The organism is Nocardia uniformis NBRC 13702 (genome assembly GCF_001613345.1).
Classification (GTDB): domain Bacteria; phylum Actinomycetota; class Actinomycetes; order Mycobacteriales; family Mycobacteriaceae; genus Nocardia; species Nocardia uniformis.
The window spans coordinates 34,628-55,181 of sequence record NZ_BDCE01000065.1; the positions used below are offsets into that span (position 1 = coordinate 34,628).

Here is a 20,554-nt window from a genome sequence, read left to right on the forward strand (position 1 = left end):
CCTCCGGTGGTGGGGTTTTTGTCGTGTTCGGGGTGGCGAAAAGCCGGGTGTGAGACACCCTTTGAAAGCCCCTCGGGCACAGTAGATCTCGCGCACATTCAGGAACACCTTCCGGCGATTTGCCGGTAACCTTCGTGTGGTGACGATCATCAGCGTTCTGCACGATACCGTGCTCGCCCAGATCGGGAACCCCACTCCCGAGGCGCCGCCCGCGGCGGACAAGCTCATGAAGCTGGTGCGGTACTTCACCTGGTTCGTATTGCTGTCCGGTGTACTGGGCATTACCTACGCGGGTGGCCGGTTCGCGTGGGAGAAGTGGAGTGGCGGCGGACTCGCCTCGCCGAAGATGGTGGCGGGCGCGATGATCGGCGGCATTATCGCCACCAGCGCGGGCACCATTATGAATGCCGCTATCAGTTGAGGTACTACGCCGCCATCGGCTGAGTACGAGCCGGTGCGGCGGACACGGCCGCAGGTCGGCGCGGTTGTCGGTGGGCGACGTTAATCTCATCGAACAGACTGTCGAAGACGGGTAGGGGCCGCGGTGACCAGAAGCGTGCGGAGTACGAGCGGGCAGCTCGACGACCCGCGAGACGGCGTGACCTTCGGCATCGAGGATGTCAATGAGGTTTTGGCCGTCATGGTCGACGAACAGGCCGAGGAGCGACCGCGCGATCGCGAGCTGATCACCTGCCGGTTGGGCCTGGATGGTGAGAGCCCCGAAACGCTGACGCTCCTGGGTGCGCGGTTCGAGGTATCGCGGGATCGGGCGCGGCAGTTGTATACGCGGGCCGTGGGCCAGATGGTGCGGCGGGTGCAGGGCACCGGCTATCCGGATACCGGGGTGTTCGCGAAGCGATATCCGGTCGGGTGGAGTGATGAGCGACTGGTTCGTACGCTGCTCGCGGAAACCTATGCCACCGACAGCGATATCGCCGCCCAGGATTGGGCATATCTGAAGCTCCGGTTGGCCGGGCACGATCTGCAGGATTCGAAGCGGCTCGCCGGGTTCGTATTTCAGCGCATCGCGGGCTGGCAGCAGAAGGGTCGCTGGCATGTGCTGCCGAATCAGCAGGCCGAGGAGGTTCCCGCCAGTGCGTGGAATCCCTGGCTGCGCCGGGTGGAATGGGCCGAGGCGACGCCCGATGAACTACCGGACGGTCCGGCGCGCGGTATCGACTACGGCGATGACGGGCGCGGGTCCATGTTCGCCGAGAAGCTCGGCCGGGAGGTGAGTTTCGATACCGGATTGCAGGCGCGGTTGCTGCGCATGCTGGACGGGAGTGAACGCGTCGAGGCGTTTCAGGACTCGCCGGTGGGCGTCGAGTACGAATTGGATGGCGCGCAACGGGTCCACTACCCCACCGCCGTGGCGCGATTCAGCGATGGGCGGGTGGTGCTCATGGATGTGATTCCGCTCGGGCACGCCGCCGTGTACGCGAATCGGGCCAAGGCCACCGCCGGGCGGGCATACGCGCACGCGCACGGCTGGGGGTGGCTGGTGTGGACCGGAAGCGGAACCGGGGTCGCTGATCTCGCGCAGCGCGCGGTCGATACCAAGGTCGAGAACATTCTCCGCAACCGGCTGGCGGCCGGACCGGTCGAATGGGATGAGCTACGCCGCTATCGAGACGAAACCGGTATGGAATTACTCGATCTTGCCGCGCTGGTGCTGAAGCACGAGTGGCGTTGGGACCGTGGGCCGTTCCGATTGAGCCGCACTTCCTGATCACCGCGCCGGAGGTTTGCACCGGCGTTCCCGGGGCACGTCCAACTCATAGTCTATTTCCTCTCTCGGAGATCGATCATGGGTATGGCATCGGGCACAGCGAAAATATTGAGCAACACCGCGTCCGCGTCGCTGCATGTGGCCGGGAATGTGGTCGGCACAATCGGTGGGGCGGCGGTGGGGGCGACTGTCGGCGCGGCGCGCGGGGCGGTCGAAGGCGCGATCTCGGGAGCTAAATCCGGAATCGACGCACCGGCCGCGGTAGCCGTCGGTGCGGTGGGTGCGGGAACCGTCGCGGGGATTGTGTACGTGGTCAGGCGCGCACGGCGACACAATGACTCGGCACGCGATGAGCACGTGCGGGACGAACCGAACGGCCAGCGGCGCAGCGCGAACGCACGCGGTGCCAGCGCGGGTTCACGCGGCAGCACCACCGGTAGCCGCAGTAGCGCGAGTATATCCGACAGCGGTACGAGTTCACCGGAAAGCACCACCGGTAGCCCCGGTAACTCCGACGCATCCGACCCGAGTGCGAGTTCACGGGAAAGCACCACGAGTTCACGCGATAGCAGCGCAAGTACGCGCGAGAGCGACGCGGACCCGGCGCGTGGTAAGCGCGCGAAGGCCGCGGCAAGCAGCGAAGAGGCGGCGAGCAGCGAAGAGCGGGAACCGGAGTCGCGGCGCGACGAGACGCCCGAAGCGGATGCGCTCGGCAATGCCGAAGCCGACCCCCATGCCGATGAGCGCGAGGACAGCGCGAAGCGGGCGCGGCGGAAGAGGGCCGGGAGTCGGCCCGCGCAAGCCGATCACGCGCAACGGAAACCCGCTACCCGTACCGCGCACCGCAAATCGACGCGCAAAGGAGAAAAATGACGTCGCTGCGATCGCTGGCGACCGCACCGGTGGCCTGCCCCTGCTGGGGGCGGTCGCGGATGAGGGCATCGCCGCGCCGCTGTGGTGCGTACGCGCGGCGATGCCCGCTCCGAGTCAGAGGACGACGAAGGCCGCTGCCAGGAATGTCACGATCACCATGAGTGCGAACCAGGCGATCAGCTGCCAGTGCACCAGCGCCTGCTTCTGCCCCCTGACCGTCAGGCGCAGCGTCGCGTCCACTCGATCGTGGTCGGCGATGCGGCGTTGTGCCAGGGCGAGATCGTCGGCGTGCTGTTGGACGGCCGATTCGGCGCGGTCGAGGCGGTAGGTGGCCTTCAGGAGTTGTTTGGCCTTCTCGCGCGCGGCCTTGCGGGCCAGGGCGAGTGCGGTGCGCTGGTTCATCAGCTCTCGGCGCTGCCGTGCGATGACAGCGGCCTGCGTGCGGGTATGACGTTCCCAGTCGGTCACCGTCGCCCATCCTCCCGTGTGTTCGTCGCGGTACCCGAAGGCCACCTCGCCCGCGACCCAGTCCGTCATGAAGTTTCTTATCTCCCAGGGGGTTTCACTGGGAGTGGCCAATCCGCCCGGCCCAGCGGCGAGCTGACCGACCACCGCGCGGTAATCACAGTCCGCGGGTGCGAAATCGGCCAGCGCCAGGGAGGGCAGGTGTGAGGTGTGCCAGCCGGGCGGGCACAGCCACAGCACCTCGGTACATCCGGCGGCCTTCAGGGCGGCGGTGCGCTGGCGGGCCTGGGTGAGCTCCGGTACGGCGCTGCATATCTGGATCGCACACACCCGATCGCCGCGCCGCCACAGCACATCCGGCTTCAGCGTGCCGAATGTAGCATCCACCTGGGCTTCCTCAGCACCGGCGGCCAGCAGGCGGCCGCGCAGCCAGTATTTGAGCCGCTGCTCGTCCCACCGGCAATCGGCGCATCCGGGTCTGCGGCACACCGCGCCCGGCAGATGCCCACGCGCCTCCACATCGGTCGTTCGACGTTCACCACGTTCGGTTCGGAGTTCGGTCCGCTCTGTTCGTGATTCGACACCTTCAGCGGGCACCGGGTCTGCGAGCACCGCAGCCCGTCCACGCGGAACCTCAACTCGCCTCGTGTTCAACACGATCACCGCCCCAGCCACTCACGGCGTGGGCCGCTTCCCGTCTGCTCGGAAAACCATCCAGCCCATGCCGTACTTCCAGAGTGCCGCAGCGTACCGGGGCCCTCACCCTTCAGTGCCTACTTTCGTTACCCGATCGCGAGGTGGACGTGATCATCGAAGGTGCGAAATGTAATCCCCAGAGCCGATACCGGACGGTGTTGCGGCGGATACCCTTTCGAGATGGCGTCGCAGGTACTCCCGTTTCCGCAGCTCCGGGCGGCGCGAGCAGCCAATTCGGTGGCATTCGGCCTGCAGGGCTTCTTCCTGGCCGTGGTTTTGACCGAACTTCCGCAGCAACGCGACCATTTCGATCTCTCCGAGGGCGAGATCGTGGCCTCGGTGGTGATGGTGTCGGTGATCGCGGGGATGGGCAGCCTGCTGGCGGAACGGCTGGCACTGCGCTGGTCCAGTCGCACCGCGCTGCGTATCGGGCTGACGCTCATCGCGATCGCCGGTGTGGGTATCGCGATGTCGCCGAACAAGGTCGGCATTTTCGTGGCGCTGGCCTGCTACGGGCTCGTGGTCGGCATGGTCGATGCCGGGACGAATATGCAGGCGGTATTCATCCAGCACGGCTACGGCCGCTTCATTCTGTCGTCGTTCTACGCGGCCTGGAGCGCCGGGGCCATCCTCGGGGCACTGTTCGTATCGGCCTGCGAGAAACTCGAAGTGACACTGCGGCAATCGTTCCTGGCGGCCGCGGCGCTGGTGCTGGTCGCGGCGCTGCTGGTCGGCCCACGACTACTGGGGGCGCAGCAGGCCGAGGCGGGCCCGGCCGAACGGGAACCGACCGGCGCTGTCCCGGTTCGACTTTTCCTGGCCTTCGGTGTGGTGGTGGCATTGGTATTCGCCGTCGACTTCTCGGTGGGCAACTGGTCGGCGCTGTATCTGAAGGATGAACTGCTCGCCACCTCATCGACGGCGGCGCTGGCGCTGGCCGCCTACCAGGGCGCCTCACTGGCCGGTCGGCTCACCGGCGACTTCTGGGTGCGGCGCTTCGGCCCGCGCGCGGTGGTGCGCGCGGCGGCCGCGCTCGGGACGGTCGGATTGGGCATCGTGGTCGTCGCGCCCGGATCCACGGTCGCGATTATCGGATTCCTGATCGCCGGAATCGGGCTCCCGGTCATCGCTCCCCTGGCCTTCGCCGAGGCCGGTCGACTCACCAGCGGACGCGCCCTGGACGCGCTCATCGCCCGACTCAACCTGTTCAACTATGCGGGCACCCTGGTCGGCGGCGCGGTGATCGGCGTGCTCGCGAGCGTGGTGAGCCAGCGCGTCGGGTTCGCGCTCTCGCTGGTCTTCGCGGCCGTCCTGCTGGGCTTCGCGCGTGTGTTCCATTCGCGCGCAACGGCAGGCGTCACGCCGATACCGTCAGACGGCCATGTTTCACTGGACAAGTGAGCAGCAACTCCCTGGTGACGGTCGACCACGCCGTCACGCGCGACATTGCGGAACTGAGTACGGTCGCCGCCGCGACCTTCCCCCTCGCCTGCCCGCCGGGCTCCACTCCGGCCGATATCGCCGCCTTCATCGCCGATGTCCTATCCCCCGAACGGTTCACCGAGTACCTCGCCGACCCCACCCACACGGTGCTCAAGGCCATGGACGGCGACCGCATTGTCGGCTACAGCCTGCTGGTCGCCACCGAACCCGCCGACCCGAATGTGGCCGCCGCGGTCACCCTGCGTCCGGTGCTCGAACTCAGCAAGATGTACGTGCTGCCGGGACAGCACGGCAGTGGCGTCTCCGGCGCGCTCATGGCCGCCGCGCTCGACACCGCGCGCGCCGACGGCAAGGCCGGAGTATGGCTCGGCGTGAACCAAGAAAACGTTCGCGCCCAACGCTTCTACGGCAAGCACGGCTTCACCGTGGTCGGCACCAAGACATTTCTGGTGGGTGCTCAGCTGCACAGCGACTACGTCATGCAGCGCCCGTTCTGACCCCCTAGCGCTCTCGCCCTTTCCTCGCACAACCGCCTCTTGACATGTTCTATGTGTTCAATGTTTACTGAACACATCGCACCTACAGAACATGGTGTGGGTAGCATCGAAGGAGTTGAAATGACTGTCCCCGCCATCCGCGTCGAAGGTCTCACCAAGCACTACGGCAAACATGCCGCCCTGACCGACCTCGATCTCGAGGTCGCCCAAGGTGAGGTTTTCGGCTTCCTCGGCCCCAACGGCGCCGGGAAGTCGACCACCATCCGGATCCTGCTCGACCTCATCCGGCCGACCGCCGGACGCGTCGAGGTGTTCGGCACCGATCCGCGCAAGGGCGGGGCGGAGCTACGGAGGCGCATCGGCTACCTGCCCGGCGAGCTCTCCATGGAGGGCCGCAATACCGCGCGGGATCTGCTGACCTTCCTCGCCGATCAGCACGGAACCGTGCCGGCCGAGCGCATCGAGGAACTGGCGGTGCTGCTGGATCTGGACCTGGCCAAGAAGGTCGGGACCATGAGCAAGGGCAATAAGCAGAAGGTCGGGATAATCGCCGCGTTCATGCACCGACCGGATCTGCTCATTCTCGATGAGCCCACCTCCGGGCTGGACCCGCTGCTGCAGCAACGCTTCCTGAACCTCGTCTCCGAGGCCAAGGACAACGGACAGACGGTATTCATGTCCTCGCACATCCTCACCGAAGTGCAGCAGAGCGCCGACCGCGCCGTCATCATGCGCGCCGGGCAGCTGCTCGGCACCGAGAATGTGGAGGATCTGCGGCGGCGAGCTCCGCGCACCGTGGAAATCACCTTCGGCGTGGATATCTTCGCCGACGACTTCGCGCGCCTGCCCGGTGTGCGCGATCTGCGCATCGAGGACCGCACCCTGTACTGCACCACCGAAGGTGAAGTGGACGCCCTGTTCAAGATGGCGGCCAAATACCCGCTCATCAGCGTGCTGTCCACCGAACCCGACCTCGAGGAGATGTTCTTCAGCCTCTACGGCCGCTGAACCCCTCACCCCCGATACCACCAGACCGCTTTCGCACAGGAGATTTCGACATGACCCGTTCGGTCTTCACCCAGACCCTCGAGGAACAGCGCCGCGGCCTGATCGGCTGGTCGATCGCACTGTTCGCGGTGCCCATGATCTATGTCCCGTCCTACTCGACATTCAAGGAGCAGGGGACCCTCGACAACATCAAGGGCGGCGGCATCTACGACGCCCTCGGCATGGGAGATGTCGGCGGCGCCGCCGCCGGGTATCTGCACTCGACCATGTTCGCCCTGATGGGCCCGCTGCTGATGGTCATCTTCGCCATTACCTTCGCCGGCCGCAGCGCCTCGCAGGAGGAGAGCGGCACCCTCGATCTGCTACTGGCGCAGCCGATCAGCCGGACCGGGCTACTCCTGCAGCGTTTCGCCGCCCTGGCCGCGCAGACCGCAATCGTGACCACGATCTTCGGGCTCAGCGTGCTGGTCGGGGCACAGTCCGCGAATATGGAAATCCCGGCGGGGAACATTCTGGCCGCCGCCGCCGGAGTCGGCCTGCTCGCCCTCACTGTAGGTGGGGTCACCCTGCTGGTCGGCGCCGCGACCGGACGGCGCACCCTCACCCTCGGAGTGGCGGCGCTCGTGGCGGCTGCCGGGTACCTCGCCAATAACCTGGGCGCCATGAGCGACGGGGCCGGGTGGCTGCGCAAGCTGTCGCCGTTCTACTACGCCATCGGTGACTCGCCGCTGATGAACGGCTGGAACATCGGATACCTGGGTGTACTGGTGGTACTCATCGCCGCTGCGGTGGGGGTGGCGCTGGCGCTCTTCGACCGCCGTGATCTCGCGGTCTGAATTGCCCAACTCTTTGGGAATTCTCAGGGGCTTCGCCCCTGAAACCCCAACAGCGGGGGCGGGGCGGGGTTCTCCGGAACCCCGCCCCGCACGGCCGCAGCACCGGAGGGCGGGTCTGTGGAACCCGCTCCGCACAGCCGTATCAATCGGAAGGATAATCGTCCCATGACCAGCGCAACCCCCGAGCCGTCCACCACCCCCAGCGATGCTCAACTCGCCTTCGTGGAGGATTTCGCGCTCGTCCTCGAACGCATGGGCCTGGTGCGCATGGTCGGCCGCACGGTCGCCTGGCTGTTGGTCTGCGACCCGCCGGAGCAGACCTTCAACCAGGTCGCCGAAGCGCTCCAGGCTTCCAAGGGCTCCATCTCCAGCTCATTGAAGACGCTGACCACCATGCGCTGGGTCGATAAGGTCTCCAAACCGGGCGATCGGCGTGACTACTACTCCGTTCGCCCCGGGATTCTGCCCGAACTCACCCGACAGCAGAGCAGCATGTACACGAACCTCACCGAGACGACCTCGCGCGGACTGGCGCTGTTCAGCGATCCGAACGGCCGCGATGCCGCGCGGGTCCGGGATATGCACGATTTCTTCGTCTGGATGGGCAAGGAGATGCCCGCGCTACTGGACCGGTGGGACGCCGAACACGGCAGCGGTGCGAAGTAACGGCAGCAGTGCGAAGTAGTGGGGGCGACTCGGTCAGGAAACTCCGCTCAGCATCTGGACGATCGAGCGGACGAAATCCTCCAGTCGCTCCTTGGGATATTCGGCCGGTTCACTCACCGCGAGTCGGCCGAGCATTTCGGCAATGGTGAGTAGCGAATTCGCGAGCAGGCCGGAATCCATTGCCGCCCACCGCGGGTCGAGGGTCGAACCCATCCGCACCAGTGCCTCGGCCTGATCGAAGATGCCGGTGCGCGAACTGCGCAGGGCCGCACGGTATTCCTCCGGCGCGCTGCCGGGTGAGGTCAGGATCAGACGCCAGCGCGTCGGATTCTCCAGCACCACAGCGACGAACGCCGCCACCGTCGACGAGGCGGCGAGAACCGGGTCCGCGCCGACGAGATCGGTCGGCAGCGTATCGGCCACCTGCTCCAGACCGAGTTCACGCTCGCGCTCCAATAACGCCTCGACCACATCGGCACGGGTCTTGAATACGGTGTAGAGCACCGGTTTTCCCACGCCCGCCTGCTGGGCGACCGCCTCCATGCTCAGCTCGTGCAGCTCCACTCGACTCAGCACCGCGTATGCGGCGTCGAGCAATTGGGCACGGCGCTGCTCCGGAGGCAGGCGTGGGGCGTAACGACGGCGCGGTCGTTCCGCCGCGGTGCGCGATGTCGTCACAGCTGCTTCTCCTCCACGCCGACCATGGTGTCACTCCCCGCTCTCCGAAACGAATCCTACGGGACCGTTGTATTGAACGCATCCAATTGCTACGGTTGCGTTGTATTCACGGGCACACCGCACAAGGGAGCAGCCGATGGGCTTCGATCCGACCACACTTCGCCGGGACGACTACGGATTCTTCGGCCCCGATTCCCCCAGCTGGAAGGTGTGGACCTCACCTACGGCCGTGATCGGCTTCCAGCGCGCGGTCGTCCTCGAGCATTTCGACCCGTTCCTGACCGCGGCGGTGGCCGATTCGCGCGGCATCTACACCGATCCGCGCTCGCGACTCGACCACACCTTCGCCTACTTCCTGCTCGTCGCCATCGGCGATGGGCGCACCGCCATCCAGGCCTCCGAGCACCTGATGCAGGTGCACGCCCCGATGACCGGGATCGAACCCATTACCGGGCAGCGCTACGCCGCGAACAGCCCCGAAACCCAGCTGTGGATTCACATCACCGGCTGGCATTCGGTACTCAAGGCCTACGAGGTGTACGGGCCGGGGCTGACCCCGGAGGAAGAGCAGCGCTTCTGGGAGGAGTGCGCCATCGCCGCCGAATTGCAGACCTGCAAGGTGGAGGACGTTCCGCGCTCGCGTGAACAGGTGCGGGCGTACTACGAGCAGGTGCGGTCGCGGCTGTGCAATTCCGAACGCGCACAGGAAGGTATCGACCAGCTCGTGCGGACCTCGCCGAAGAATGGCGCGGGCCTGGCGTATGCCCTCGGCGCTCGGATACTTTCGCTGGCATCCTCGCCACTGACACCGAAGTGGATGCGCAAGCTCGGTCGCTTCAATATGCCGCGCATCGTGGATCTCGCTGTCCGGATTCCCGCGCGGCTCATTGTCTGGGCGACCACGCTGTTCGGCTCGCTCGGCCTCCTCCTGGCCGCGCCGTTCATCGCGCCGATGGCGGGAAAGATTCTCGAGCAGCACTTGAGCAAGGAGCTACCCGCCAAGTTGGAGACCATCACTCCCGCGCAGGCTCGGGAGCTGTACAGCTTGCGGGGCAGCGCCCATCAGGCGGTCGCGGAAGCCAGCTAGCGCCCCGCTCGTCCTGTCGCGGAAGCCAGCCAGCGCGGCCCGCTCGTCATCCCGGCATGTTTCGGCCGGGATCCACACCTGTCGACGCAGGGTGGATTCCGGCCACAAGCACGCCGGCATGACGGGGGACATGACATTTCGCTACGGCGTCGAAACCGCCTGTTACGCCAGCAGTTTCGACTTCAGTGCGGTGATATCGCCGTCGGTGAGCTGCAGACCGTCGCGCACATAGTTGTCGAAGCTGCCGTAGCTCTTATCCACCTGATCGAAGGAAGCGTCCAGGGCCGAGGCGACCACGCCATTGAGGGCGTCGTTCTCGCTCGCGCCGCGGTAGTAGTTCGACAGGAGGTAGTCGTACATGACGGTGTCGCGATCAACGCCGAGGATGGTCAGCAGGACGGCTGCGGTCCAGCCGGTGCGGTCCTTGCCCGCGGTGCAGTGGAACAGCACCGAACCGTCGGAATAGGCGATATCGCGCAGCACATTCGCGAAGCCGTCATTGGCGCCGGGGGCGGTGATGAAGGCGCGGTAGAGGTCCGACCCGGCCGACAGCGTGGAGGCCAGCACCTGCGGCGGGGCCTGGCCGATGATGTCGTCGACGTTCTCCTGCGCGCCCGCGGGGACGCGGTCCGGAGACATCGCCCGTTCGAACGAGGTGCGCAGGTCGTCGACGACCTTCACCTCGCGACCGGTGAGGTCGGCCAGATCCGCGTCGGTGGCCTTGCTCAGGTCGCCGCTGCGATAGACCAGGCCGGTGCGCACGCTGTGGCCGTCGGTGGTGCGGTAGCCGCCCGCGTCGCGCGCGTTGAGCACGCCCTGCAGGTGCAGGGAACGGCTATCGGTATCGACGACGACACTGCTGGTCGCGGCCGGCGGGTCGACGGCCAGGGCGGTGCCCATCGATCCGGCGGTTGCCGACAAGCCCACGGTGATTGCCGCGACGGCCTGGAAAGCTCGGTTGCGTAGCACGGTTTCCTCTCGAGAATCAGCCGTGGACGCGCGCCCGAACCACGGGATCAGCAATACCTTGGCAAACTACCGGATGGCATTACTGGTCCACATACCGCCAGTTCAGCCCATCCGAAGCTGTGGATCCCGGCCAAAAGCACGCCGGGATGACGGGGCGAGGCCGCCGGATGACGGCGTTCCGGACAACGAGCTGAGCCCACCGGGACGACGACGCCCCGGATGACGGGGTGAGCCACCGAGTGACAGGGATGGATCAGGAGGCGGCTGGCTCCGCGAAGCGCGACAGCGCCAGCAGACGGGAGATGGCACGCAGGTACTTCTTGCGGTATCCGCCGTCGAGCATTTCCTGGGTGAAGATCTCATCGAGCTTCGCACCCGACACCGTCACCGGGGTGCCCGCGTCGTAGAGCCGGTCGGCCAGCACCACGATGCGCAGCGCCACCGCCTGATCGCTCACCGGATGCACACCGGAGACGAATACCGCCGACACTCCGCTGATGAGCGCGTTGTAGCGCGACGGGTGCAGGGTGCTCAGGTGCTTGCACAGCGCGTCGAAATCGTCGAGCGTGGAATTCGGTGTGGCGGCGGCCTTCTCGGTCAGCAGCTCGGGTGCGGTCGGATCCGGGGCGGGCGGCAGGTCGCGGTGGCGGTAGTCCGGGCCGTCGACGCGCACGGCCTCGAACAGCGAACCCAGCTTCTTGATCTCGCGCATGAAATCCGAGGCGGCGAAGCGGCCCTCACCGAGCTGGCCGGGCAGGGTATTGGAGGTGGCGACCACCGAAACGCCGCGCGCGGTGAGCTCGCTCAGCAGCCGCGAAACCAGCATGGTGTCGCCCGGATCATCGAGCTCGAATTCGTCGATACACAGCACGCTATTGGCCGACAGGCGCTCGACGGCATTATTGAAGCCGAGCGCACCCACCAGGTTGGTGACCTCGCCGAAGGTGCCGAACGACTTCGGGGCCGGAGAGCTGTGGAAGATCGATGCGAGCAGGTGGGTCTTACCGACGCCGAACCCGCCGTCGAGGTAGAGGCCCGCGCCGTCGATCTGCTTCTTCTTACCGAAGAGGCCCTTCTTGTTCACCGCCTTGTGAATCTTATTGACCTGGAGGGCGAAGTCCTCGGCCTTGCGGACCGCGGCGGCCTGCGAGGGCTCCTTCGGGTCCGGGATGTAGGAGGCGAAGCTCACCTCGTCGAAGGTGGGCGGAGGCACCATCTGAGCGACGAGCTGATCTGCCGGAACCTCCGGATGGCGATCGACGAGGCGTTGTTGCACGCGCGTAGCGTACTGACGTGGTGTGATGGACAGTCATGCAGCGTATCCCCAATGTGACCCAGCTCGCAGATCTCGGCGATGAACAACTGGTGGGCATGTACGCGTACCCGGCACGGTTGGACCGGCCGTGGATGCGCGTCAACTTCGTCACCAGCATCGACGGGGCCGCCACGCTGGACGGACGATCCGGCGGGCTGGGCACGCCCGCCGATAAACGCGTCTTCCACCTGCTGCGTGACCTGGCCGATGTGGTGCTGGTCGGGGCGGGAACGGCGCGAGCGGAGAACTACGGGGCTGCCCACACCAATGACCACCTGCGAATTCGGCTGCACCACCACGGCTTCGGCGGGCACCCGGACGGCGCGCCGCCACGCATCGCCGTGGTCACCGCCGGTGCCGCACTCGATCCGACCAGTCGGCTGTTCACCGATTCCGGTGCGCACCCGCTGATTCTCACCACGGCCGACGCGCCCGCCGATCGCAAGAAAATACTCGCCGACGCCGGAGCCGAAGTGGTCGAAGCGGGCGAGACCGCCTGCACCGCCAGCGGTATTCGCGCCGCACTGGCCGCGCGCGGACTGCGCCGCGTGCTGTGTGAGGGCGGCCCGGCGCTTTTCGGTGACCTCATCGAGGCCGAGTCCGTCGACGATCTCTGCCTGACCGTGGCCCCACTGCTGGTCGGCGGCCCGGGGCGGCGAATCGCGCTGTCGCCCAACGCAATGCCCACCGCCATGTCCTGCCGTCATCTGCTGATCGCCGACGACGGCACCATGCTCACCAGATGGGAGCGCGGCCACCCGCGCTGTTGACGTCCGCGACAAGCCCGCACACACCCAGAGCTGAAACCGGTCGCCGGACCTGGCAGGCTGTAGCGCATGCGCTGGACTCGGGCCGCTCTGCTGGCGTCGACACTTTCGATCCTGGTGACCACCGGCTGCGGTGCCGGGCCGTCGGACCGCCCCGCCGTCGCCGTGGAGCGACCGCATCAGGCCGGGGACGCGGCGACCTCCGCGCCCACCGAACCCGAAGCCCCCACACCCGAGGTGCCGAAAAGCGATCTCGCCTGGCGCGATTGCACGGTACCCAGCTTCAATCTGCTGTCCCTCGGCACACCGCCCGCCGGATTGATCCTGGAGTGCGCGGAATACACCACGCAGGTCGACGCCACCGGCGGTGTCGGCGGCAACTTCCGCACCGCCGCCATGCGCGCGCGGTTCGACCGGACACCGATGGACGCGGCACCGCTGGTGCTGACCTCCGGATCCGATCGCGCCTCGACCGCCACCCTCGCGGGCCTCGCGGCCGGACCGGCCGGACCGATACTGTCGACGCGCCCCATTGTGGCGGTCGATCGGCGCGGTATCGGAAGTTCGGAACCGATCAACTGCCTGGGCAGCGATGTGCGCCAGCCGATGACCGATCAGGCCCAATTCAGTCCGGACGCAAGCGATCCGGTGCAGGCCGTGGCCGGGCTGAGCCAGGACGCCACCATTTCCTGCCAGGACTATCTGCAACCGGGGCAGGGCACCTTCGATGCCGCGCATGCCGCCGATGACATCGAACAGCTGCGGCGACAGTGGCAGGTGGAGCACATCGCGCTACTGGCTTCCGGCAGTGGTTCGAAAATCGCGCTGGCCTATGCGCGCAAGTACGGCGACCATCTGGCGCGCCTGGTGGTCGATTCGCCGGGGGCCGTCAATACCGATGCCGTCGGGCTGGCCGAGCAGCGGGTGAAGGGGTCGGAGGCCGCGCTCACGGCCTTCGCGCAGCGGTGCGTCTCACTGGGGTGTTCGCTGGGCGATGATCCGCGCGCGGCCATTACCGAGTTGGTGAATCGGGCGGGCCGCGGCGAGTTCGGGGAGCTGTCGGCGGCAGCGCTGGTGACGACCCTGAACGATTTCCTCGGCGATCCGCGGCCCCTGCAGAACAGCTACATCACCGAATTCGCCGATGCCCTTTCGGCATTGGGGCGTGGGGATCGCGGACCGATCGGACCGCTGGTGCGGCGGGCGGGTGCGGCCATTGCCAATGATGGCGTATTCGTGAACCGGTGCAGCGACACCTCGCAACCGGCCACGCCCGCGCGCGCACAGGAGCTGCAGGACACCTGGGGCACCCAGTTCCCGGTATTCGGGCGGGTGGCGGCCATCGATCTGATGGCCTGCTCGGCGTGGCCCGCATCCGCGCCGCAGGCGATGCCGAAGAAGTTCGAATTGGCGACCCTGGTGCTCGGCGCCAAGGCCGACCCGGTGGCAGGTGCCGAGGGGCGGCCGACGGTGACCGGTGCGCTCCGCGCGGCCGGGGCACCCACCGCGACCGTGGAATGGCAGGGCTGGGGGCATCCGGCCGTCGCGCATTCCTCGTGCGCGCAGCAGAATGTGGCGGACTATCTGACGGACGCGAAACTGCCCGCTGACGGAACCGCCTGCCCGGCTTGACGACCTGTGTCATGGTCAACCGAACTGGACAGCTTGTCTCGTGGGCATCCGCCCGGTCAGGACCGGGACTCGGCACCGGGTCGCGGAATGTGTGCCATGGGCCGCTTACGGCGGGTCCCCGCACCTATGACGGCGGGTTCCGGTGTACCGTGCCCCAGTGTTCCTTCGTCAGCTCGAGCCCCGCACCGCTCGGACCACCTCAGAGGTCCTGAACTTCGCGCTGTGGCCAATCGCGATCTTGACCGTGCTGAATCGCGTGTTCATCAAGGCAGTCAACGGCAGCATTACCGATGACTTCCGACCGGTCTACAACGCGTCGCTGGCGTTCCTGAACCACAAGGCGATCTACACCGCCAATTTCGACTCGACCGACCCGCACTATCTGTACCCACCGAGCGGAACGCTGCTCATCGCGCCCTTGGCGATCCTCGATCCCGAGCGGTCGCGCTGGTGCTTCATCCTGCTCAATGCCGCGGCGATCATCCTCGCCGCGTATCTGCTGCTGCGGCTGTTCAACTTCACGGTGAATTCGGTGGCCGCGCCCGCACTGCTGCTGGCCATGTTCATGTCCGAGACCGTGATCAACACGCTGGTATTCACCAATGTCAACGGGTGCATCCTCTTGGCGGAGGTGGTGTTCATCCACCTGCTGTTGCAGCGCCGAGACCTGTGGGCGGGCGTGATCATGGGATTGGCGATAGCGGTGAAGGGACCGATTCTCGCGCCCCTGCTGTTGATCGCCCTGGTGCGCGGGCAGTGGAAGGTGTTCCCCACAGCCATCGCGGTGCCGGTGGCGCTCAACCTCATCGCCTGGCCGCTGATTGTGGACTGGAAGGAATTCTGGACCCACACGCTGCCCTACCTGTCCGAAACGCGGGACTACTTCAACAGCGCCATTGTCGGCAATGCCGCGTACTACGGCGTCGCGGACTGGCTGACGTGGATCATCCGCCTGAGTCTCGCCGCACTCGTACTGATCTCGCTGTGGCTGCTGTACCGGTACTACCGCGATGACGAGGTGTTCTTCATCTGCACCAGCTCCGGGCTGCTGCTGACCGGAACGTTCCTGCTCAGCTCGCTCGGCCAGATGTACTACTCGATGCTGGTGTTCCCGTTCCTGATGACCGTCGTGCTGCGCAATTCGGTGCTGCGGAACTGGCCCGCGTGGGTGGCGATCTTCGGATTCATGTCCTACGACAAGTGGCTCTCGGATCGCTGGCAGAGCAGCGGACGGACCTTGGAATACCTGCGCACGACCTTCGGCTGGGGCCTGCTGCTGATCGTGGTGTTCTGCGTGCTCGGCGACCGGTACCTGGCAGCCCGGCGTGAGGGCCGACTGCGCGAAGGCCAGACCCTCGATCCCGCGTGGATGCACCCGGAAGCCGATGCGGTGCACGAGGATACCTCCCGCAATGGACATGCGCGTGAAGTGGTTGCCGTGCCGACCACTCAGCCCTCCACTTCGTGACGCGACAACTGAATTGTTTGAGGATCGGGGTCACTCCTTGGGTACGCTCAGAATCGGATCGGCACCAACCGCGGGCACGCGCGCACGACGGTCGACGGCTCTCGGCCGGGCGCTGAACTCGCAGAGAGGCGGACCAGCATGAGTTCCGACGCTGATACTTCGCTACCGGCTCCGCGTATCCATCTGACGCCGCAGGAATGGCGCACCCGGCTCTCACCGGACGAGTACCGCGTCCTGCGCGAGGCCGGTACCGAGCGCGCGTTCACCGGCGAATACACCGATACCGAGACCGAGGGCATCTACGAATGCCGGGCCTGCGGAGCCGAACTGTTCCGCAGCACCGAGAAATTCCACTCCCAGTGCGGCTGGCCGTCCTTCTTCGATCCGGCGAAATCCGAGGCGGTAATCCTGCGTGCCGACAACAGCCTCGGCATGCCCCGGGTGGAGGTCCTGTGCGCCAACTGCCACAGCCATCTGGGCCACGTGTTCGAGGGCGAGGGTTACGGCACGCCCACGGACAAGCGGTACTGCATCAACTCCATTTCGTTGCGGTTGCGGCCTGCGGAGGGTTCTACCAGCTAGAACGCCGGAGCTCGGTCCCCCGCCGATGCCGTGTGAACGTTTTGTGAACGTTTTCAGTTGGCGCGCAGGATCTTGCCGACCCGGCTCAGAAAGACCAACTCCTCCCCCGGCGCCGCCGCGATCTTCCGTCCTCGCAGCATCGCGAGACAGCCAACGTCGACTTTGATCGTCCGCATGGAGCCACGGGTCTTGGTGAACGGTTGACGAAAGGCCACCGTCACCACGGCCTGATCGTCGAACTCGTGCCAGTCGCCACGCACAACGATCTCGTGCTCGGCGAGCTGGTAATCGTCGATGACCTTGCGGACCTGCCACACCCGCAGCGAGCAATCAACGATCGTTCCGGCGATGGTCACCGTTCCCGCGGGGAAGTCGACGTCGTCCCATCGCACGGCCACCGCTTCGCTGGGACGTGCCGCCAGCGCGTACGCCAGCTTCGTGTAGTCCCGGTACCGCTTCGGCGTTCGATTGGCGGAATTCGCGAATCGTGCCGCTTCCAGCTCCCAGTACCGGCGCATCTCGTCGGGTGTCAAAGGCTGCGGCTCGTCCGGGAAGTACGGGTTGACCGCAGCCTGTCCCGCCTTCCGTCGAGGGCCTACCCGCCCATTGGATTTCACCGCGGCGACAGGGTTGAAATCCAGCAACCCGTCCTCGACCGGCATCTGGAATGTCATGCGCAGGTGAGTCGCCCCGGTGAGTCCGGAGACCTATTGGTGTGACAGCTCAGCTGTTTGCTGAGCTGATTGTTGAGCGTAGTAGGCGGCCTCCAGTTCGACAGGTGGGATGTCACCGCAATTGCGATAGAGGCGCCGGTGATTGAACCAATCGACCCATTCAGCGGTGGTCAACTCGACATGATCGACAGTGCGCCACGGGGCCCGACAAGCTGTTGACACCCTGCCAACAGTGCGGAGAATGAGTATTGACGATCGGCGCTATGTCGCGTCGGGACGGAGGCTCTCGGGATGAACAAGTACGCGCGGAACAGTGGGCTGGGGCTGCCCGAGGGGCCACCGCCGCTCTCGTTCGCTGAATCGGATGCGCAGGCGGCGGAGTACTTCGAGGAATACGGGCGGGGCTTCGAAGAGCGGTTGCGGGAGATGCTGCCGCTGTGGGGCTCCGCAGGCCGAGGCATTGCGGGAGTGGGCGCTAGCTTGGGTTCTCGATGGTTACCAGAACCATGATCCGGATGTGTTGGCGTCGTGGGTGACTGAGGATTTCGTGCAGGACGATCCACTGAATCTGGGGCGGTTCGTACAGGGGCGGGAGGCGTTCCGTCAGGTGATGGTGGAGACGTTCATCGCGTTTCCTGATTGCGCGTTCGTCGCGACGGGTCCGTTCTGCTTGGGGATGGATGGGGAAACCCTGGTGGTGCCGTGGCGCACGTTCGGGAATTTCAGTGGCCCGTTGGCGTGGGGCCCGCCGGGGCAACGGAAGTCGTTCGCGCCGACACATCGGAGGTTCGATTTCGAGGGTTGCGATTTCTATCGGTTCCGAGACGGCAAGGTCGCGTCGCTGCGCAGTCTGTACGACCCGTTGCAGGTCGCGGAACAGCTTGCGATGATTCCGAATCGGCAGGGTGTGGTGATGCGGATCGCGCCGTATGTGCAAGGCGTGGCCGCGAGCCTGCCCCTGATTCGGGGCTGAACGACCACGCCCGGAAACGTCCACTCCCGCCACTGGCCGTGCGTTGGTCGGCCTTTCAGATTTGTTGTCCGACAAGGCTTCCCAGCGCTCCCCAATGGTCGATTACCGTGCGGCGTGCACTGCGGCATTTACCCGATCTGCTGGGCAGCCTCAAGCCCACCCTGCACGGAGCGCGCATTGCTATCCCGCTGGCGCCGGCGCGCGGCGTCGGCGGCATCCCCGAGATTGTCAGTCGGCTGCCTTACTAGTGGAGTCCCATTCTTGTAAAACCCCCAAGATCGTTCCGCGACCGGGCGATCTTGGGAGTTTCACCTATTCTGACCTGGCATTTCATCATCCCAAACGCACCCCATCTGTTCTGGCTGGAACCCATGAATTCATGCCGTTTCGGACCGCAAAATGGAACGCAAAATGGCACCCACATTCCGATCACTTCCCAACGATTCCGCCCGACCAGCCGAACGGATGTCCGCCTGATCGGAGTACGCGAGCACGGCCGCCACCCTCGGGTGGCGGCCGTGCTCCGGATTCTTGTGCTCGTAGGAAGTTCAGTCTTGCTGCTCCAGTACGCGGCGCAGCACTTTGCCGGTGGCGTTGCGGGGTAGCTCCTCGAGGAACAGGACGTCGCGGGGGACCTTGTAACGGGCCAGGTTGGCCTTGACGTAGTTCTTGATGTCCTGTGGCTCCGGAGTCGCGCCGGGGGACGGAACTATATAGGCGCGCAGGCGTTTTCCGAAATCAGCATCGTCCACACCCACCACGGCGACCTCGTCGATGTCGGGGCGTCGGGCCAGCAGGTTCTCCACTTCGAGCGGGTAGACGTTCTCGCCGCCGGAGACGATCATGTCGTCGTCGCGGCCGTCTACGAAGAGCAGTCCGTCGGTGTCGAAGTGACCCATGTCGCCGGTGGACATGTAGCCGTCGATGAGCTGTTTGTTGCGGCCGTCGGTGTAGCCCTCGAAAGGGGCTACGGTGCGTGCGAAGATGCGGCCTCGGATATTCGGCTCGGTGATGCGGCGGTCCGCGGCGTCGAAGAGCGCGATCTTCGCGGTCACCGGGGCGCGGCCGACCGTGCCGGGGGCCTGACGCAGTTCGTGCGGTTGCGCGACGGCGGTGATGGCGACCTCGGTCGAGCCGTATCCGTTGTAGAGGACCTCGCCGAAGGTGTCCTGCCAACGCGTTGCCAGCTCGGGCGCGAGGGCCGAACCGGCCACGAACACCGTGCGCAGACAGGATGTGTCGTACTTGCCGATGATCTCCGGGCCCAGGGCGAGGATGCGGTTGAGCTGGGTCGGCACCGCGACCAGCATCTCGGCGCGGTGCTGTGCGATGGCCGCCAGCGTCGCCTCGGCGTCGAAACGGCGCATGAGGACGATCTTGTTCGCCAGCGCCGTACCGATGGTCCAGGTGCCCATGCCCGTGGTGTGGAAGATGGGCGAGACGATCACCATCGCGCCGCGACGCGGGAACGGCACGCGGTCCACCACCAGCACGGTCGCGAACGGCGACACCTTGGTGCGCGGCGCGCCCTTGGGCAGGCCGGTGGTGCCGCTGGTCAGGATGATGAACCCGGCCGGTTTGGCGGGCGGGGGCAGGGCTTCGGGATTGTTGGCCGCGATCAGCGACTCGATGGGCACCGCCGCGTCCGGCACCTCGTGGCCCTCGTCGACCCAGGTCAGCACGCGCGGCATGGTGGCGGGCAGCGCGTCGAGCAGCCCGGTGAACTCGCTGTCGAACATGATGGCGCGCACCTGCTCACGCTCGGCGACCTCGGCGAACTGCGGCTTGGCGAATCCGGTGTTCAGCAAGGCGATTCGCAGTCCGGCCTTGCCTGACGCGGCGGTCGCCAACGCGAGTCCCCGGTGGTCACGAGCCAGCAGCCCGACCACATCGCCCTGTCGCAACCCCAAGCCGAGCAGTCCGCGACCGAGCGCATTGGATTGCTCGTCGAGTTCCCGATAGGTCATTATCCCACGCTCATCGGCCACGGCGGGTGCATCGGGATAGGCTGCGGCAGAACCCATGACGACCGCCGCCTGCGGCCCGTAGGACCGATTCAATCGCGCCAGGCTCACCACATCGAGCGGGCGCCGCAGATCTATGAGACCCCGAACCTGGAGCCGTCCGACGGCTTTCAGCATCTCGGCGACTTCACCGACCCGGTCGGAAACGAAGTCCGGAACAAACATCATCGAT

20 protein-coding genes and 1 pseudogene are annotated in these 20,554 nt (G+C 66.1%); 14 read left to right on the plus strand and 7 right to left on the minus strand.

What is annotated here, in order from left to right:
* The first annotated feature begins 139 nt into the window (after nt 1–139).
* The 3 genes from NU1_RS23845 (at nt 140) to NU1_RS41715 (ending at nt 2,602) form a co-directional block, all read left to right on the plus strand.
* Nucleotides 140–421 (plus strand): hypothetical protein, encoded by a 282-nt coding sequence (locus tag NU1_RS23845; protein ID WP_371859832.1) that lies wholly within the window; start codon nt 140–142, stop codon nt 419–421.
* A 135-nt stretch (nt 422–556) separates the two neighbouring features.
* Nucleotides 557–1,729, plus strand: coding sequence for a hypothetical protein (locus NU1_RS23850; RefSeq protein WP_212761547.1), 1,173 nt, complete (start codon nt 557–559; stop codon nt 1,727–1,729).
* A gap of 108 nt (nt 1,730–1,837) precedes the next feature.
* Nucleotides 1,838–2,602 carry a hypothetical protein gene (locus tag NU1_RS41715; RefSeq protein ID WP_157552932.1) on the plus strand — a complete coding sequence of 255 codons (765 nt, stop codon included), beginning with the start codon at nt 1,838–1,840 and terminating at the stop codon, nt 2,600–2,602.
* Nucleotides 2,603–2,716: 114 nt separating this feature from the next.
* On the opposite strand, the gene NU1_RS23860 is transcribed toward NU1_RS41715, so the two are convergent.
* Nucleotides 2,717–3,679 (minus strand): hypothetical protein, encoded by a 963-nt coding sequence (locus NU1_RS23860; protein ID WP_245720277.1) that lies wholly within the window; start codon nt 3,677–3,679, stop codon nt 2,717–2,719.
* Between the two features lie 264 nt (nt 3,680–3,943).
* On the opposite strand from NU1_RS23860, the gene NU1_RS23865 reads away from it, so the two are divergent.
* From NU1_RS23865 to NU1_RS23885, 5 genes are all read left to right on the plus strand, one after another.
* Nucleotides 3,944–5,164: an MFS transporter gene (locus NU1_RS23865; protein WP_067524327.1), complete on the plus strand. Its 1,221-nt coding sequence runs from the start codon at nt 3,944–3,946 to the stop codon at nt 5,162–5,164.
* Nucleotides 5,161–5,703 carry a GNAT family N-acetyltransferase gene (locus NU1_RS23870; RefSeq protein WP_245720278.1) on the plus strand — a complete coding sequence of 181 codons (543 nt, stop codon included), beginning with the start codon at nt 5,161–5,163 and terminating at the stop codon, nt 5,701–5,703. The genes NU1_RS23865 and NU1_RS23870 overlap by 4 nt, the downstream gene beginning before the upstream one ends.
* A 120-nt stretch (nt 5,704–5,823) precedes the next feature.
* On the plus strand, nt 5,824–6,711 hold the full coding sequence (locus NU1_RS23875; protein ID WP_067524329.1) for an ABC transporter ATP-binding protein: 888 nt from the start codon (nt 5,824–5,826) through the stop codon (nt 6,709–6,711).
* Between the two features lie 50 nt (nt 6,712–6,761).
* Nucleotides 6,762–7,547: a DUF2705 family protein gene (locus NU1_RS23880; protein WP_067524332.1), complete on the plus strand. Its 786-nt coding sequence runs from the start codon at nt 6,762–6,764 to the stop codon at nt 7,545–7,547.
* Between the two features lie 165 nt (nt 7,548–7,712).
* A complete protein-coding gene (locus NU1_RS23885) occupies nt 7,713–8,213 on the plus strand; it encodes a GbsR/MarR family transcriptional regulator (RefSeq protein ID WP_067524334.1) in 501 nt (166 codons plus the stop codon).
* Between the two features lie 33 nt (nt 8,214–8,246).
* Here NU1_RS23885 and NU1_RS23890 read toward each other — a convergent pair whose 3' ends face one another.
* The gene (locus NU1_RS23890) at nt 8,247–8,891 is read right to left on the minus strand and encodes a TetR/AcrR family transcriptional regulator (RefSeq protein ID WP_067524336.1); all 645 of its coding nucleotides are present in this window, start codon (nt 8,889–8,891) and stop codon (nt 8,247–8,249) included.
* A gap of 136 nt (nt 8,892–9,027) precedes the next feature.
* On the opposite strand from NU1_RS23890, the gene NU1_RS23895 reads away from it, so the two are divergent.
* Nucleotides 9,028–9,978: an oxygenase MpaB family protein gene (locus tag NU1_RS23895; protein WP_067524338.1), complete on the plus strand. Its 951-nt coding sequence runs from the start codon at nt 9,028–9,030 to the stop codon at nt 9,976–9,978.
* A gap of 162 nt (nt 9,979–10,140) precedes the next feature.
* Here the strand turns inward: NU1_RS23895 and NU1_RS23900 are convergent, their stop codons facing one another.
* Both NU1_RS23900 and zapE read right to left on the minus strand, forming a co-directional pair.
* Complete coding sequence (locus NU1_RS23900; protein WP_245720279.1) at nt 10,141–10,947, minus strand: tyrosine-protein phosphatase; 807 nt, start codon at nt 10,945–10,947, stop codon at nt 10,141–10,143.
* Nucleotides 10,948–11,200: 253 nt separating this feature from the next.
* Nucleotides 11,201–12,223, minus strand: coding sequence for a cell division protein ZapE (gene zapE / locus NU1_RS23905; protein ID WP_067524340.1), 1,023 nt, complete (start codon nt 12,221–12,223; stop codon nt 11,201–11,203).
* Nucleotides 12,224–12,258: 35 nt separating this feature from the next.
* Here zapE and NU1_RS23910 point away from each other — a divergent pair, with 35 nt between their 5' ends.
* The 4 genes from NU1_RS23910 to msrB all read left to right on the plus strand — a co-directional run bounded on the left by NU1_RS23910 (nt 12,259) and on the right by msrB (nt 16,711).
* Entirely contained in the window at nt 12,259–13,032 is a 774-nt protein-coding gene (locus NU1_RS23910) for a pyrimidine reductase family protein (protein ID WP_067524342.1), read from the plus strand.
* 66 nt (nt 13,033–13,098) lie between these two features.
* The gene (locus NU1_RS23915) at nt 13,099–14,661 is read left to right on the plus strand and encodes an alpha/beta hydrolase (protein ID WP_067524344.1); all 1,563 of its coding nucleotides are present in this window, start codon (nt 13,099–13,101) and stop codon (nt 14,659–14,661) included.
* Between the two features lie 157 nt (nt 14,662–14,818).
* Nucleotides 14,819–16,129: a glycosyltransferase family 87 protein gene (locus NU1_RS23920; RefSeq protein WP_245720280.1), complete on the plus strand. Its 1,311-nt coding sequence runs from the start codon at nt 14,819–14,821 to the stop codon at nt 16,127–16,129.
* A 138-nt stretch (nt 16,130–16,267) separates the two neighbouring features.
* Complete coding sequence (gene msrB, locus NU1_RS23925) at nt 16,268–16,711, plus strand: peptide-methionine (R)-S-oxide reductase MsrB (protein ID WP_067524346.1); 444 nt, start codon at nt 16,268–16,270, stop codon at nt 16,709–16,711.
* A 53-nt stretch (nt 16,712–16,764) separates the two neighbouring features.
* Here the strand turns inward: msrB and NU1_RS23930 are convergent, their stop codons facing one another.
* Nucleotides 16,765–17,385 (minus strand): site-specific integrase, encoded by a 621-nt coding sequence (locus NU1_RS23930; RefSeq protein WP_067524348.1) that lies wholly within the window; start codon nt 17,383–17,385, stop codon nt 16,765–16,767.
* A gap of 33 nt (nt 17,386–17,418) precedes the next feature.
* A pseudogene (locus NU1_RS41720) lies at nt 17,419–17,586 on the minus strand (IS3 family transposase); the annotation flags it as partial.
* Nucleotides 17,587–17,749: 163 nt separating this feature from the next.
* Here NU1_RS41720 and NU1_RS23940 point away from each other — a divergent pair.
* Nucleotides 17,750–18,358, plus strand: a complete 609-nt coding sequence (locus NU1_RS23940) for an ester cyclase (RefSeq protein WP_084521751.1) — start codon at nt 17,750–17,752, stop codon at nt 18,356–18,358.
* A 548-nt stretch (nt 18,359–18,906) separates the two neighbouring features.
* Here NU1_RS23940 and NU1_RS23945 read toward each other — a convergent pair.
* On the minus strand, nt 18,907–20,550 hold the full coding sequence (locus NU1_RS23945) for an acyl-CoA synthetase (protein ID WP_067524354.1): 1,644 nt from the start codon (nt 20,548–20,550) through the stop codon (nt 18,907–18,909).
* Between the last annotated feature and the right edge of the window lie 4 nt (nt 20,551–20,554).